Consider the following 14,445-nt stretch of genomic DNA (forward strand, 5'->3'; position numbering starts at 1 on the left):
CATGTGTCCATTGCTCAACTGCCCACTTCTGAAGCTTAGGAGACCAGATTATCTGAATGTAGGCATATCTTGTTACAATACCCAGCTGTAATAAGAATATAATTAATAATAACCATGCTGCTCTTTTTTATTGATAATTGTAGTCTTTGGCCCTGTCAAACAGATACCCCTAATTAATTAATCCCAATAATCTATAAATAAACGCCATTTTATTATTTGTTTTTTCATCTTCTTTATCTGCTATATTTAAAGGTGTAACCTCTAAATAGTGAACATCGCTTGGATGAGGAACTATCATGCCATATTTTTGAACAGCAATTCTATCTATATCTTTTATATTATTAAGTTTTGCAATTTCTACTCTCAAATTGTCATTTTCATCTTGCATTAATTTAATTTCCTTTTTATGCTTCTAATCTCAGCATTTAATTTTAAAATATAAAAAATCTTACTAATAATGCAAAGGAAATAAAAGAAATGAAAACAACAGTTATTACGAATTTGGCAAAGTTCTTTTTAGAATTCTTTTCAACTTTCTTAGATCTTTCTTGCTGTGCTTCTATAGTCTTTTTTCTTCTAATTTATATGCAACAGAACCCCTCATATAAGCTTTATTGCTTGCCATTATCAATTTATTCACCCCTCAATTCATTTAGAACTTATAATTTTTCTGCTATTCTAAGCTTTGCACTTTTAGAACGGGAATTTTCCAAAAGCTCTTTCTCCGATGGAAGAACCGGTTTTTTAGTTATAACTTTTAATTCTGGTTTTTTTCCACAAACACAAAAGGGTAAATCTTTAGAACAACTACAAGGGTTTTCACGCTCTTTAAAGACATTTTTAACAATTCTATCTTCAAGTGAATGAAATGTTATTATGCATATCCTCCCTCCTGATTTTAAGACATCTATACAATCATATATTGCCTTTTCTAGTATTTGTAATTCTTGATTCACCTCTATTCTTATAGCTTGAAAAGTCCTTTTTGCTGGATGTCCACCTTCTCTTCTTGCCCTTGCTGGGATTGCATCTTTAATTATATCGACCAACTCAAAGGTCGTATCTATTGGCTTTACTTTTCTTCGTTTAACTATAAGATCTGCTATTTTTGATGCAAAGTTTTCCTCTCCATATTCTTTAATAATCCTTGTCAATTCTTCCTTAGAATATTTATTAACAACATCCCAAGCCGTTATTGAATTATCTTTATTCATCCTCATATCCAATCTAGCATTATGCATGTAGCTAAATCCTCTTTCTGGATTATCAAGTTGATAGGAAGAAACTCCAAGATCTAACAAAACACCATCTACTTTATCTATTTCTAATTCATTTAATATTGACTTTATATTTGAAAAGTTATCATGAACAAAAATCACATTGTTATAATTAGACAGTTTTCTTTTGAGTATTCTAAAGCCTCGATATCTTGGTCGATACCGATTAGCTTTCCATTTGATAATCTTTTTAATATTTCACTAGAATGTCCTGCTCCTCCTAGGGTTCCATCTACGTAAATCCCATCGCTTTTTATATTTAAACCTTCTATACATTCATTTAACATAACAGAATAATGCTTAAACTCCATACACTTCACCTTTTCTTTTAAATTCCAAGCTCCGACATTTTTTCAGCAATTTCATTATAATCGATATTTTGGTCATTGTATTCATTCCACTTTTCCTTGCTCCAAATTTCAATTCTACTTAATACTCCTATTGTTACTATCTCCTTTATAATGCCTGCATATTCAATTAAATTTTGCGGAATTAAAGCTCTACCCTGCTTATCGATTTCAATTTCTGCCGCACCAGAAAATATAAATCTTACAAAAGCCCTAGCATCCTTATTGGTTAACGGAAGGGCTTTTAATTTTTCTTCTAATTTAGCCCATTCATCCATAGGATATGCGTATAAACATCCATCTAGTCCCTTTGTCATAACGAATTTTGAACCTAGCTTTTCTCTAAACTTTGCTGGAATAATTATTCTGTTTTTGAATCTAGGGCATGTTGATACTCTCCGATAAACATAACTATCCCCCGTTAACCACTTTACTCCACTTTCCACCACTACATTTATAATTCTATACCATTTTTCGTTTTCCTGCTATATTTTAAAAAAATTTAAAATATATATTTTACAAAAATTAAGAGGTGCCTTTGGCACCTCTTAATGCTCGATAATATTTCTATTTTCCTTACCTTTCATAATGTAAAAATCTATATAATAGCTATTAATTAGCCTGTCTAATTCTTGACTTAATTTAACTATAGTTTCATAATCACAATTTGAATTAATCTTTTCATACAATTTATCTCTTAACTCTTCAATTTTATTTCCAATCATTTTAATCACCACCGATTTTTTGTGGTGGAAAGTGGTGATGATTATATATTATTATAAATACTATTTTTGTCAACATATCCATTATTATTATTTATTTGTTAAAAATAATACATCAAGTGATACTAAATGACAAATAAATAATTATATAGAATTTATTAATTTCTACATAATCATACTTACTTGAATAATGATTTTGTATATTATATAATTACAATGTCGTTAACAAAACATAAAGAAAGGAAGAAAAATCATGAAACTTGGTATTGTTGGATTGCCAAACGTGGGTAAAAGCACATTATTTAATGCTATAACTCAAGCTGGTGCTGAGTGTGCCAATTACCCTTTCTGCACAATAGAGCCCAATGTTGGCGTAGTAGCTGTTCCAGATGAAAGACTTGAAAAGTTGGCTGAGATGTATAACCCTGAAAAGGTTACTCCTGCAGTAATAGAATTTTATGATATAGCAGGCCTTGTAAAGGGAGCAAGTAAAGGAGAAGGGCTTGGAAATAAGTTTCTATCTCACATTCGCGAAGTAGCTGCAATAGTCCACGTTGTAAGATGCTTTGAAGACTCAAACATAGTCCATGTGGAGGGATCTATTGATCCAATAAGGGATATTGAAACCATTAATCTCGAACTTGTATTTTCTGATATGGAAGTTCTAGAAAGACGAATGGATAAAACAAAAAGTCAGCAAGATCAGGAGATAAAAAGCTCAAGATGAACTCCAATTTATGGAAAAATTATATACTCATCTAGAATCAGGAAAACCAGCAAGAACATTAGAAATGTCTGATGATGAGCAGGAAATGTTAAAGCAATACTTCTTATTGACTTCAAAACCTGTATTGTATGCCTGCAATATTTCTGAAGATGATCTTATCTCGGGTAATGTAGAAAATCAATACGTTCAAAAAGTTAAAGAGTATGCTAAGAATGAAGGCTCTGAAGTTGTAGTTATTTGTGCAAAATTAGAAGAAGAAATATCTACGCTTGAAGGCGAAGAAAAGATGGAATTTTTAGCAAGCTACGGTCTTGAGGAGCCAGGATTAAATAAGCTAATAAAAGCTAGTTATAAATTGTTAGGCCTTATAAGCTTTTTAACAGCTGGTCCCAAGGAAGTTAGAGCTTGGACTATTAAAGAAGGAACTAAGGCCCCTCAGGCAGCAGGAAAAATACATTCCGATATGGAAAAGGGATTTATACGTGCGGAAGTTGTTGCTTATGATGATCTTATAAAATGTGGCTCTGAAATTGCAGCAAGAGAAAAAGGACTTATCCGTCTAGAGGGAAAAGAATACGTTATGCAGGATGGAGATATAGTAGTATTTAGATTTAACGTTTAATCATAAGGCTGCCTAATTAGGGCAGCCTTCATTGTAACTTTTCAATTTATTTTCTACCCTCTCTCTTATAACATCCATAATTTTTTGTCCTTTACCATTTTTTCGTCGCAAAGTATTTCAAAACATTCCTCTATATTACTAACTGAATATATATTAAATGTTCCCTTTCTAACAGCTTCTATTATCTCCTCCTTTAATACTAAATCTCCAACATTGCTTGCAGGAATAATAACCCCATGAGTTCCATCAAGTCCATATAATTTACATATATCATAAAAACCTTCTATTTTTTCATTTATTCCTCCAACTGGTTGTATCTCTCCCTTTGATTGACAGATCCTGTTATTGCTATGCTTTGTTTTATCGGTATATCTCCTAAACTTGAAATTAGCGCAATAAGTTCTGCTGCCGAAGCACTATCCCCTTCTATTCCCCCATACAATTGTTCAAAGCAAATGCTGGCATTAAAGGAAAGAGGATATTTTTGTCCAAACATTTGGCCTAAATAACCCGTTAAAATTAAGACTCCTTTATCATGTATAAAACCAGACATTTTTACTTCTCTTTCTATATTTATTACTCCTCCCTTACCTCTATAAGTAGTAACAGTTATTCTATTTTGTTTTCCGAAGGCAAAGTCTTCAAGTTCAATCACCGATAGAGCATTTATTTCTCCTATCTTATATCCGTTTAATTGTATAATATATTTGCCTTCTTTATACATTTCCAAAATTCTTTCTTTATAAAGACTATGCCTTTTATATAATTTTTCTATAGCCTCTTTAATATCTTTATCAGTAATGTGTTTTCCTTTCCTTTCTTTACATATTAACGCCGATTGGTCAATAATATTTGCAATTTCTCTTAGTCTTGCAGTAAAATATTTCTTGCTTTCTGCTAATCTTAAAGCATATTTATATAATTCTAAAAATCCTTTATAAGTAACATGTGGAATATTGTTCTGGGAACAATAGTAACTTATAAAACCTAAGAATTCGTTTACGTTATCTGGAGTATTTTTTATTACACTATCAAATTCTGCTTTAATACTAAATAGTTCCCTAAACTCTTCATCATACTCATAAAGCAAACTATATAAAAATTCACTTCCGATTAAAACAATTTTTATTTTTAATGGTATTTTTTCTGGTTTTAAAGATACAATAGGGATTATTTCTAATTGATTTCTTAGATTCTCTATTGAAATGCAACCATTTTTCAATGCATTCTTTAACGCCTTCCATCCTTGATATGTGCTTAATAGTTGAAGTGCATCTATTACAAGGTAGCCTCCATTTGCTCTGTGTAAACTTCCAGGCTTAATCATCGTAAAATCTGAAACTAAAGCACCCTTGTAATTTTCATATTCGATTGTTCCAATAAGATTATTAAATTCAGGATCCTCTTCATAGATAACCGGTGCTCCTTCTTCCTTATTACAAGTTATTATATTAACATAATATTTTTTAAAGTAATCATCCTCAAGAGTGTTTTCATCATCCTGCATAAATGCATCTATATTATTTATTAAATCATTCTGTAAATCCTTTAAATATTGAACTATTTTATCGTTATAACTATACTTATTAATAAACTTATTTATTTTCCCATTTATAAGCTCAAAGGATTTCTCTTCATCAAGTTTGCGTAGCCTTTCAGCCATTTCCTTTCTTAATATTTTGGTCTTTCTTAAAACTTCTAATGCTAAAAGTTTTAAAGTTTTAACATCTTCTGCTATTTTATTCTTTTCAGACTGCTCAAGTTCATTATACTGGATCTCGCTCATCTCTTCATTATCAATTAGAGGAATAAAAACAAATCCTTCTTTTGTAGACTTCACTTGTAAAATTCTTACTTTTAGCCTCATCATATAGTCTATCTAATATATTAATTGTTTCTTTTTGATAATAATCAATTATATCTTCTCTTTGTTTTTCATACTCTTCATCTGAGAACATCTTCGGAACTTCTTCAAATAAAGATTCTATCATCGTTTCAATATCGCTTTTAAATTCTTCTGCTGTTCCACCCTTTAAATTAATTGCTAAAGGGCTTAGTGCATCATTAAAATTATAAACATAACACCAATCGTCCGGTGTTTTTGCATCTTTGCAATTTGTTTTAACTTATCCAAAACAAATTTTTTCTCCCACTCCCATTTGTTCCACATACATAAATATTGTAATAAGGTTTGTCAAGTTTTAATCCCATCTCAAACGCTTGAACAGCCCTCTCCTGCCCTATTAAATCATAATAATTTGCAATTTCCTCTGTTGTTTTAAAATCTGGCACAAAATCCAACTTTACAACTAAGTCTTCATATTTTAACTTTTTATACTTAGCCATTAAATCCCCCTTATAGCCTTATTATATAAATATTCACCAATAAAGCAAAAATATCCTAAAGGATTAAAATATAATCCTTTAGGATATTAAAATTAATAGGATTGCTCATCTTTTGACTTGCCAATTATTTTCAAAGATGAACTTGCTCCTATTCTATTTGCCCCCGCTTCAATCATTTTAACAGCATCTTCAAAACTATGAACTCCACCGGATGCTTTAACTCCCATTTCTGGTCCTACTGTATCCCTCATTAGCTTAACATCCTCTGCTTTTGCTCCCCATTTGCTAAAACCTGTTGAAGTTTTAACAAAATCCGCACCAGCTTCCTTTGCTAATTTGCACGCCATAATCTTTTCGTCATCAGTTAAAAGACATGTTTCTATAATGACCTTAACTAACGCCTTACCTTTAGCTGCATCTACAACTGCTTTTATATCTTCCTTTACATAATCATAATTTCCTGCCTTTAGCATACCTATGTTTATAACCATGTCAACCTCATTAGCACCATCTTCGATTGCCTTCTCTGTTTCATAGGCTTTCACTTCTTTAGTTGTTGCCCCCAATGGGAAGCCTATGACAGTGCAAACTTTAACATTTGATCCCTTTAATTCATCTGCAACTAATTTAACATAACAAGGATTAACACAAACAGATGCAAATGAATTCTCCTTTGCCTCATTGCATATCTTTTTATATCGTCTGGTGTAGTCTCTGCCTTTAGAATTGTATGGTCGATGATTGAGGCTACATATTCCTTTGTAATCATATTTACCCTCCTTAAATATGTAATGCATCTATAAATAGCCGATTAGTATTTTATTTGCCTTATCATAATAACATACTTCTTTTGGTTTTACAATAGTAATACTTATTTAAGCAAACTTTGTCACTATAAAACTTTCTTTTTACATACTTAGATGTCATAGCTGAAAGAAGACCACCATATAAAACACGAAACTCAATTACATCACCTATCCTAAGTTCTTTATCAGAGTCAGTTATATCAATTATCAGATGATCGCTACTACTTCCTAATACCTTAATTTTTTCATCAATAGGTTGCAAAAACTCAGGATAAACATCCTGCCTTCCTAACGCACAAATTGCTCTTTTTCTAAATCCTCTATCCTCAAATTGCGGCTTAGCTCCAAAAGCATCTATCCCAATTGTTCCAATAGGAACTGATGGCTTTACCTTTATTTCTACTATTTCTGCATAAAGCTTTATTGTATCTGTATTTAGTCCCTCTATCGGCTTGTCATATAAGCCTATCCCCATTGCCAATGCTACACCAATTCTTAATTGGTTTATTTCCATTGGCATTTCATTCATCCTCATAATTTGAATATTCTCTGAGTTGCCTCCCGAAATTATAGGGATTCTAATATTAAAGTAATTTTCTAAATCTTTTTTGACACCTACAAGCTCAGTTAGATTATCTTTGGTAGGAATCACCCCACCATAGCAGCATAAATTAGTCCCAATTCCATGGAGTTCAATGTTGCTAAGTTCTAAAATTTTTTTTACTGTTTCATATATCTCCTGTTTTTCCTTATAAAATATTCCTTCCCGTAAATCGCCGACATCTACCATTAATATTATCTTGTATTTTTTGTTTTCTTTTTAGCATATTTTTGTAATTCTTTAATAGTATCAAATTCCGAAACCAATGCTATATCTGAATAGTTTATTATTTCTCTTGCCTGACTTTTCATAGGAATTCTTATTAACATTTTAGGGAGATCGTATTTTTTAAATTTCTTTAAATTTTCAATTCTTGAGTCTGCTATTATGTCTATTCCCCCATCTACTATTGCCCTAACTATCCTTTCGTATCCCGCAAAAACCTTTGTTACCCCAGCAACTTGTATCCCTCTTTTGTGGCATTCATCAACAATAAGTTTGGTGTTTTCTTTTATTTTACTACTGTTTATTTCAAGCATTGGGTAACCCATAACCCACCCCCAAAATTGCTATAATTTATATAGTAAATATCCATATTGCAAACTCTTTCTTTAAAGGTTTTTCAACGTTTAACACTACTTTTTTAATAAATTCTTTTATAAATATATTCTTCACCAAAGTTTAAATTCCTTCCTATAAGTAAAAAAGCCCTAAGGCTAAACCTTAAGGCTTTTTTAAACTTATTCAGTTTTAGCTGCCCCTTGATTTTGTTGATTTTGAACTTGTTGTTGTGGTTGAACAGGAGGCTTTGGTGGAAGCTTTTTATAAATGTTCCTGAAACCAACAAATCCTTTTCATCCGTAACAGCAAGATGATAATTTTTAGTAAGTTCTATTGCTCCTCTTGGGCAAAAGTCAGCACAAAGAGAACAGAAGGTGCATTGACCTTGATAAAAATTAAAGGTGATTTTATCTCCCTCTTCGGTCTTTTCAATAGTTCTAGTAATACAACCAGGAGCACAAACCCTTATACACATTCCACAATTTACACACTTTTCAGGATAATAATTTATTTTACCTCTATATCCTTCCGGTGCCTCTTTATTTACTATTGGATATATTTCTGTGCTTGGTTTTTTAAAGACAGATTTTATCGCTTCTTTTAAATAAGGGAACTTCATTTCATTGCCCTCCTTTTTTCTCTGAGTATCTCTATAGCTTTAGCAAGCCCATCGATTATGGCTTCTGGTTTTGGAGGACAACCTGCTATAGAAACATCAATTGGAACATATTTATCTAGTGGGCCTTCTACAGAGTAACTACCATTAAATACATTTGTAGACCTCGGGCAAGACCCAATTGATACAACAACTTTTGGATCTGGAACCTGGGCTAAAGTTCTTATTAACCTATCTCTTGACTGCGAAGTTATAGGTCCTGTAACTAAAATTATATCTGCATGTCTTGGTGAACCAGTTAACTTAAAGCCCATTCTTTCAGCATCATACCTTGGAGTTATAACCGAAACTATTTCTATATCACAGCCGTTACATGATCCTGTATTTAAGTGAAATAACCAAGGCGATTTTTCAAAGCTTTTTTCGATTAACTTTTAAACAAAAGTAACACCTCCTATTAACGACCAATCCAAACAAGTATCAAACTAATTAAAGCTAATGCCGTTGGATAAGTCCAGAAGAATTTCAAAACCTGTTCTACCTTAAGCCTTGCTGTAATCGCTTTTAATGTGGATATAGAAATAACAACTATTACTGCACTTAATAGAACTTGCAATACTATATCTAATATTAGTATTCCTGTTCCTTTACCGCTTAAAAACAATGTTACAAATAATGAAGTCATTATGAACATTTTTATTGCATGATTTAACTTAAATATTGCAAGCGGTGCACCACTATATTCTACAAGTGGTCCTTCACAAATTTCAATTTCCGCCTCTGCAATATCAAAAGGAAGGCTACCAACCTTAATTGGAATTATTAAAAGTAACGCCAATGCAGCTGGAATTAACCTCCAATTAGTAATCATCGGTCCAAATTCTGCTTGATAACTTACTATTTGAGAAAGCGAAAATGTTATTACTCCCTTATTTAAAGCCATTCCTACATGTTTACCAATAGTTAGAAGAACTATCACTAAAGGGAGTTCATAAGATATAATAGCTACCATTTCCCTGGAAATTCCAACGCCGGCATATGGTGAACCCGATGCTGCTCCACCCATAATTAAGGCAACTGCAGGGATTGTTAAAAGATATAAAATAACTATTATATCTGCAACTGTTGAAATTGCAGTATATTTATAAATAGGGATAAAGAGTGTCACAGTTACTAACGCCAAAAGTCCAATAACTGGTGCGTATAAAAATGTTCTTCTTGATGCTGCTCTTGGGACAATTGTTTCTTTACCTAAAAGCTTAAAAAATCATAAATTGGCTGAATTATTGGTGGTCCAATTCTCTTTTGCATTCTAGCAACAACTTTTCTATCTAAACCTGATAAAAGTAAACCAACCAATGCTGAGAACAATAAACCTGGAAAAACTAAAACATTAAACAAATACTTTAAAACTACCAAATCCAGTCCCTCCTTATGGAACAAGTAAGAAAACATATACTATAAATATTGTTGTTGTAAAGATAGCCCACAATGCATAGTCATTAATTATCCCACTATGTGCATCATGCATAAACCCAAAATAGTGTCTTAAATCATGTTTTAATCCCCAGAAAAGGTCATTTCCCTTAACGTGAGAATGCTCACTTGCTTCCCCACTAAAGAATACATCATATTTTGGATCATCAACTTCTGTAGGAAGAGAAACTGCATTAAATCCTCCTGCTACTGCAACTATGGTTACTGCTATCAATAGCAAGGCAAACAGAACAAGCCATGCAATAGGATCCCAATAACCTGCAAGAGTAAAATCAACAGCAGGAATTTCAATTGGTTTACCTAATATTTTTTCTGAATATCCATTCCCCATCATAAGATCAATATATTTGCCTATATTTAGAGCCGCAGTAACTGCCGGCGATACTAAATATTTTGTCACTATATTTGGTAAAACCCCTGTTATTACACAAAGGATAGCCATAATCCACATTGGAATTCTCATTGATAATGGAACCTCTTTAACGTTTTCAAATTCCTTTGGCATTTGTCCAAAGAATATTGACTGTGCAACCTTTATAAATGAAGCTAAAGTCATTACACTTACTAAAAGTGCTATTATAGTAACTGGTGCAAGATTAGCCTGGAATGTAGCTTGGTAAACAAGCCATTTGGAAACAAATCCGTTGAATGGTGGTAAACCACTGATTGAGAAGGCACCAATTAAAAATATTGCTGCTGTCTGTGGCATTTTTCTTGCTAAGCCGCCAAGTTTATTTAAATCAGTTGTTCCAGTTGCATAAAATATTGCACCAGCAGTTAAGAACAACAAACCTTTAAATAAAGTATGGTTAAGAGCATGATATAAACCTGCTGTTAATCCCAATGCTGTTGAAACCCCAACAGCTGTTATAACATAACCTATCTGAGAAATACTATGAAAAGCAAGTAAACGTTTGAAATCATTTTGTGCAAGCGCCATTGTAACACCAATAAACATTGTAATCGTCCCAATGATTATTAATAAAATTTGAACTGACTTAAAGTCCATTGCATGAAAAAGAACATAAACTAATCTAATAATAGCATATACCCCCGCCTTATTAACCATACCCGAAAAGGCCATTGACACTGACGAAGGTGCTGACATATACGCATCTGGTGCAGCAGGATGGAAAGGAACCACAAATGCCTTTAATGAAAATCCTGCTAAAAGTAATGCAAAGGCGAAAAGTGCCGATGGAGTAAGATTGTTAAACAATAAAGCAGAAATTTGAGCCATATTCAGCGTATGAACTTGTGAGTAAATAGTAATTGTCCCTGCCAAAACCATTGATGATCCGATAGAACCCAAAACAAGATATTTAAAAGCTGCTTCTAATGCTCCTTCTTGATAATTTCTAAAGGCAGTTAAGCCAACTGCTGCAAAGGTCATAATTTCTATCATTACAAACATATTGAAAAGGTCACCAGTAAATACAAGACCTAATACAGCACCAGAAAGCATTAAGAATAAAACATAATACTTGTCTGTTTCAGAATCCTTTTTGTGTATTTGAATGAAAATATAATTGATAAAAAGATTGTTAAAACAGCTATAATCCCGAAGAATAATCCTAGTGCATCAACCTCAAGGCCTATACCTATAGCCCAATCATGAATGGGTCTCCAATTACCTAACCAATATTGAATAACATTGTTCTCTATCATAACTGGCTTTATAAGCATTAAAACCAAAATTAACGATATAGATGAAGCAACTAAAGCTATAAACTTTCTTACAGTTTCATTTTTGCTTCCAAAAATTACCGTAAGGAAGGCTCCCAAAAATAACGTAACAATTGATAAAATAGGAAAATGTTGCATTAGCCATTCAACCTCCTTACCTTATCTGCATCAAGGGTTCCATACTTTTCCTTTATTTTTATAACTAAGGATAAAGCCATCGCCGTAACACAGGCACCTATAACTATTGAAGTAAGAGTAAGTGCTTGTGGAACAGGGTCAACAAAGAAGGATTCGGGTTTAAGTTCAGTAAAAGTAAATATTGGTGCTGTTCCCCAGGATTGAATCCTATGCTTATTATTAATAAATTTATTCCATAATCAATAAGCCCCATACCGATGATAATCTTTAAAATATTCTTTTTGTTAGAATTACATAAAAACCTAATACTATTAATATAATGCAGGCGATATAGTTCACTAATATCAAATCTATCCACCCCTTTTAGTTATCATTATCTGGAGCTAAAAGCCCTATCATTAGTAGGATCAAGAATCCAACCCCAGTTAAAACCTTGTATCCTACTGAATTGTTCATAAACATAATTGTTCCTGCACTAATTAAGTCTCCAACATCACCTATATTTGTAAATACATTTGCAAAGAAAACCGAGCCATATATAATACCGGCAAGACCAAATACTGTAAATAATATAGCACCAAGAGCTTCATTTTTCTTTATGATTTCCATATTAAATTTCTTCGAAACCTCATTATATCCATAGCCTAAATAGATTAACACCACCGCAGAAGCAACTAAAACTCCACCTTGGAAACCTCCCCTGGGCTTAGATGTCCATGTAATATTATATAAAATCCAAGGACCAAGGCTATCGGTGTAAAAAGTCAGCAGCAGTTTTTACTATAACATCCTTTACTTGTCTATTCTTGCCCTTCATCATGGTCACTTCCCTTCTTATGGCTCTTTAAAATAACTACTGAACCGGCAATTGCTGTAAGAAGAATAAAGGATTCTCCAAGTGTGTCATATCCTCTATAGTCAAATACAACAGCAGTAACCGCATTTACAGCCTTTGTTCTTTTTAAGTTTTCTCTCACGATAATATTAGCAACTCCATCTGGTTTATTCATATCGTAATTTTGTTCATTCTTTAAAACCTCAGAAAGTTTTGTTCCACTATAAGTTCTATCTAATGTAGATGAATAATACATTGCATAACATCCCATTAACAAGAAAACCACCAACGAAAAAGCTATAGCAAATCTTTTCATCTTTCCTTGCCCTCCTTTACTTTTTTGAGGGTTATAATTAAATATCACAGGTGATAAGACCGCTCCAACAGCAGCTTCTGCTATTGCAACGTCGGGTGCATGTAGCAATATAAACTCTAATGCTACAAAGGATCCTGTAACTGCTAAAGCTATTATTGATGATAAAAGGTTATCAAATTTTACAGTCAAAATTGCAGAAACTATAATTGCAATTATAACCAGTGTATTTAATATAACTATACTATTCATTAGGATTATCCCTCCTATACTCATCAACCACTAAATTCTCCGGTCTTATGCCATGTTTATATCCTCCCTTTAGAATGGCATGTCCCGCAACTGCACTCGTAAGAACTATAAAAATTCCTATCATGACCGTTTTGATTCCAAAAACAAAATTTTGATTTGAAAAGGCATATACAGCTACACCTAAAACCGTCCAAAGAACTCCAAAGGTTGCAATGTTAATACTTGATTGCATCCTAGTAAAGGAATCTGGCATTCTAAGAAGACCAACTGCTCCTGCAAAAGCAAAAAGCAACCTAATATTAAAAACAAATCAATTATTATCCTAACTATCATAGTCTTCCCTCCAAATATCTTGCTATAAGGACAGTCCCCAAGAAACCTAAAATTGCTAAAACAAGCGCAATATCAAGATAAATGCTTCTATTGCTATAAATCGAAAAAACAATTAAAGCAATGGCAGTTAAAATATCAATGCTATCAGCTGCAACAGCTCGATCTACAACACTAGGTCCTTTTAAAACCCTATATAAAAGCATTAATGCTAGTATAACATAAAATATCCCAACATAAACAAACTCTATCACTTCCAAATCCTCCTTATCCAGTTTTCTAATTTTCCTTTAATCATATCACCAGCTTCTTTGCTATTCTTACTTGCAACATCAATCCAATGGATATAGTAATAATTCTGTCCATTTTCTTCTACTATTTCCATTGTTATTGTTCCCGGTGTTAAGGTAATCGAATTTGCAAGCATAGCAAGTCCATATTCGGATTTTAAGTCAACTGGAACTTTAACAATACCAGGATTAATTGGAAGTTTTGGACTTAATGCTCTTTTTGCAACATCTACATTCGCCTTCCAAAGTTCTACTGGAAATATAAATAATACATAAATTATGAAATTGATAAACACATTTGGTTTTAATAAATGGAATGCATCTTCATGGATAAAGTAACTTGATGTAAATAATGCAACTAGTAATGAGACTATAGCACCTGCTATTAATTCCTGTGCTGTAAAGGTTAATGTAAATAATATCCATACTAGAAAGCATAATATAAACGTTGCAATAACAGCAGCTGGTTTATTTTTCAT

General features: G+C 32.5%; 14 protein-coding genes and 8 pseudogenes. 1 reads left to right on the forward strand and 21 read right to left on the reverse strand.

The window, feature by feature from the left end:
• Positions 1–169: 169 nt before the first annotated feature.
• From PWK10_RS07060 to PWK10_RS07075, 4 genes and pseudogenes are all read right to left on the reverse strand, one after another.
• A complete protein-coding gene (locus PWK10_RS07060) occupies positions 170–388 on the reverse strand; it encodes a hypothetical protein (RefSeq protein ID WP_274767799.1) in 219 nt (72 codons plus the stop codon).
• Between the two features lie 271 nt (positions 389–659).
• Positions 660–1,588: pseudogene (gene rsmH, locus PWK10_RS07065) on the reverse strand (16S rRNA (cytosine(1402)-N(4))-methyltransferase RsmH).
• Between the two features lie 17 nt (positions 1,589–1,605).
• Positions 1,606–2,033: pseudogene (gene mraZ, locus PWK10_RS07070) on the reverse strand (division/cell wall cluster transcriptional repressor MraZ).
• 139 nt (positions 2,034–2,172) lie between these two features.
• A complete protein-coding gene (locus PWK10_RS07075) occupies positions 2,173–2,349 on the reverse strand; it encodes an aspartyl-phosphate phosphatase Spo0E family protein (protein WP_274768165.1) in 177 nt (58 codons plus the stop codon).
• Positions 2,350–2,599: 250 nt separating this feature from the next.
• On the opposite strand from PWK10_RS07075, the pseudogene ychF reads away from it, so the two are divergent.
• Positions 2,600–3,695, forward strand: a pseudogene (ychF, locus tag PWK10_RS07080) (redox-regulated ATPase YchF).
• A 295-nt stretch (positions 3,696–3,990) separates the two neighbouring features.
• On the opposite strand, the gene PWK10_RS07085 reads toward ychF, so the two are convergent.
• From PWK10_RS07085 to PWK10_RS07170, 17 genes and pseudogenes are all read right to left on the reverse strand, one after another.
• Positions 3,991–5,535 carry a Lon protease family protein gene (locus tag PWK10_RS07085; protein ID WP_274767800.1) on the reverse strand — a complete coding sequence of 515 codons (1,545 nt, stop codon included), beginning with the start codon at positions 5,533–5,535 and terminating at the stop codon, positions 3,991–3,993.
• Positions 5,492–5,686 (reverse strand): hypothetical protein, encoded by a 195-nt coding sequence (locus PWK10_RS18500; protein ID WP_342455644.1) that lies wholly within the window; start codon positions 5,684–5,686, stop codon positions 5,492–5,494. The genes PWK10_RS07085 and PWK10_RS18500 overlap by 44 nt, the downstream gene beginning before the upstream one ends.
• Positions 5,687–5,698: 12 nt before the next feature.
• Positions 5,699–5,773: pseudogene (locus PWK10_RS19575) on the reverse strand (Lon-like protease helical domain-containing protein); the annotation flags it as partial.
• A 43-nt stretch (positions 5,774–5,816) separates the two neighbouring features.
• Positions 5,817–6,041: an AAA family ATPase gene (locus tag PWK10_RS07095; protein WP_274767801.1), complete on the reverse strand. Its 225-nt coding sequence runs from the start codon at positions 6,039–6,041 to the stop codon at positions 5,817–5,819.
• A gap of 92 nt (positions 6,042–6,133) precedes the next feature.
• Positions 6,134–6,810: pseudogene (gene deoC, locus PWK10_RS07100) on the reverse strand (deoxyribose-phosphate aldolase).
• Positions 6,811–6,872: 62 nt separating this feature from the next.
• Positions 6,873–7,999: pseudogene (gene orr, locus PWK10_RS07105) on the reverse strand (ornithine racemase Orr).
• Between the two features lie 92 nt (positions 8,000–8,091).
• On the reverse strand, positions 8,092–8,628 hold the full coding sequence (locus PWK10_RS07115) for a 4Fe-4S binding protein (RefSeq protein WP_274767807.1): 537 nt from the start codon (positions 8,626–8,628) through the stop codon (positions 8,092–8,094).
• Positions 8,625–9,053 carry an NADH-quinone oxidoreductase subunit B family protein gene (locus PWK10_RS07120; RefSeq protein ID WP_274768166.1) on the reverse strand — a complete coding sequence of 143 codons (429 nt, stop codon included), beginning with the start codon at positions 9,051–9,053 and terminating at the stop codon, positions 8,625–8,627. The genes PWK10_RS07115 and PWK10_RS07120 overlap by 4 nt, the downstream gene beginning before the upstream one ends.
• Before the next feature lie 29 nt (positions 9,054–9,082).
• Positions 9,083–10,080, reverse strand: a pseudogene (locus PWK10_RS07125) (respiratory chain complex I subunit 1 family protein).
• Complete coding sequence (locus tag PWK10_RS07135) at positions 10,058–11,587, reverse strand: proton-conducting transporter transmembrane domain-containing protein (RefSeq protein WP_274767809.1); 1,530 nt, start codon at positions 11,585–11,587, stop codon at positions 10,058–10,060. The pseudogene PWK10_RS07125 and the gene PWK10_RS07135 overlap by 23 nt, the downstream one beginning before the upstream one ends.
• Positions 11,587–11,946: a hypothetical protein gene (locus PWK10_RS07140; protein ID WP_274767811.1), complete on the reverse strand. Its 360-nt coding sequence runs from the start codon at positions 11,944–11,946 to the stop codon at positions 11,587–11,589. Before PWK10_RS07140 ends, PWK10_RS07135 begins: the two co-directional genes overlap by 1 nt.
• On the reverse strand, positions 11,946–12,170 hold the full coding sequence (locus tag PWK10_RS07145) for a sodium:proton antiporter (RefSeq protein ID WP_342455719.1): 225 nt from the start codon (positions 12,168–12,170) through the stop codon (positions 11,946–11,948). The genes PWK10_RS07140 and PWK10_RS07145 overlap by 1 nt, the downstream gene beginning before the upstream one ends.
• Positions 12,171–12,309: 139 nt before the next feature.
• A pseudogene (locus PWK10_RS07150) lies at positions 12,310–12,692 on the reverse strand (MnhB domain-containing protein).
• Between the two features lie 54 nt (positions 12,693–12,746).
• On the reverse strand, positions 12,747–13,346 hold the full coding sequence (locus PWK10_RS07155) for a hydrogenase subunit MbhD domain-containing protein (RefSeq protein WP_274767813.1): 600 nt from the start codon (positions 13,344–13,346) through the stop codon (positions 12,747–12,749).
• On the reverse strand, positions 13,339–13,638 hold the full coding sequence (mnhG, locus tag PWK10_RS07160; RefSeq protein WP_274767814.1) for a monovalent cation/H(+) antiporter subunit G: 300 nt from the start codon (positions 13,636–13,638) through the stop codon (positions 13,339–13,341). The genes PWK10_RS07155 and mnhG overlap by 8 nt, the downstream gene beginning before the upstream one ends.
• A gap of 37 nt (positions 13,639–13,675) precedes the next feature.
• The gene (locus PWK10_RS07165) at positions 13,676–13,930 is read right to left on the reverse strand and encodes a monovalent cation/H+ antiporter complex subunit F (protein WP_008908609.1); all 255 of its coding nucleotides are present in this window, start codon (positions 13,928–13,930) and stop codon (positions 13,676–13,678) included.
• A complete protein-coding gene (locus tag PWK10_RS07170) occupies positions 13,927–14,445 on the reverse strand; it encodes a Na+/H+ antiporter subunit E (protein WP_156792048.1) in 519 nt (172 codons plus the stop codon). Before PWK10_RS07170 ends, PWK10_RS07165 begins: the two co-directional genes overlap by 4 nt.

Source organism: Caloramator sp. Dgby_cultured_2 (genome assembly GCF_028872215.1).
Taxonomy (GTDB): domain Bacteria; phylum Bacillota; class Clostridia; order Clostridiales; family Caloramatoraceae; genus Caloramator; species Caloramator australicus.

Coding starts and splice junctions, on each gene's coding strand:
- PWK10_RS07095 (WP_274767801.1), bottom strand. CDS start 6,041: ATGGCTAAGTATAAAAAGTTAAAATATGAAGACTTAGTTGTAAAGTTG.
- PWK10_RS07135 (WP_274767809.1), bottom strand. CDS start 11,587: ATGCTTTCTGGTGCTGTATTAGGTCTTGTATTTACTGGTGACCTTTTC.
- PWK10_RS07170 (WP_156792048.1), bottom strand. CDS start 14,445: ATGAAAAATAAACCAGCTGCTGTTATTGCAACGTTTATATTATGCTTT.
- PWK10_RS07115 (WP_274767807.1), bottom strand. CDS start 8,628: ATGAAGTTCCCTTATTTAAAAGAAGCGATAAAATCTGTCTTTAAAAAA.
- PWK10_RS07140 (WP_274767811.1), bottom strand. CDS start 11,946: ATGCAACATTTTCCTATTTTATCAATTGTTACGTTATTTTTGGGAGCC.
- PWK10_RS07060 (WP_274767799.1), bottom strand. CDS start 388: ATGCAAGATGAAAATGACAATTTGAGAGTAGAAATTGCAAAACTTAAT.
- PWK10_RS07155 (WP_274767813.1), bottom strand. CDS start 13,346: ATGAATAGTATAGTTATATTAAATACACTGGTTATAATTGCAATTATA.
- PWK10_RS07075 (WP_274768165.1), bottom strand. CDS start 2,349: ATGATTGGAAATAAAATTGAAGAGTTAAGAGATAAATTGTATGAAAAG.
- PWK10_RS18500 (WP_342455644.1), bottom strand. CDS start 5,686: ATGATAGAATCTTTATTTGAAGAAGTTCCGAAGATGTTCTCAGATGAA.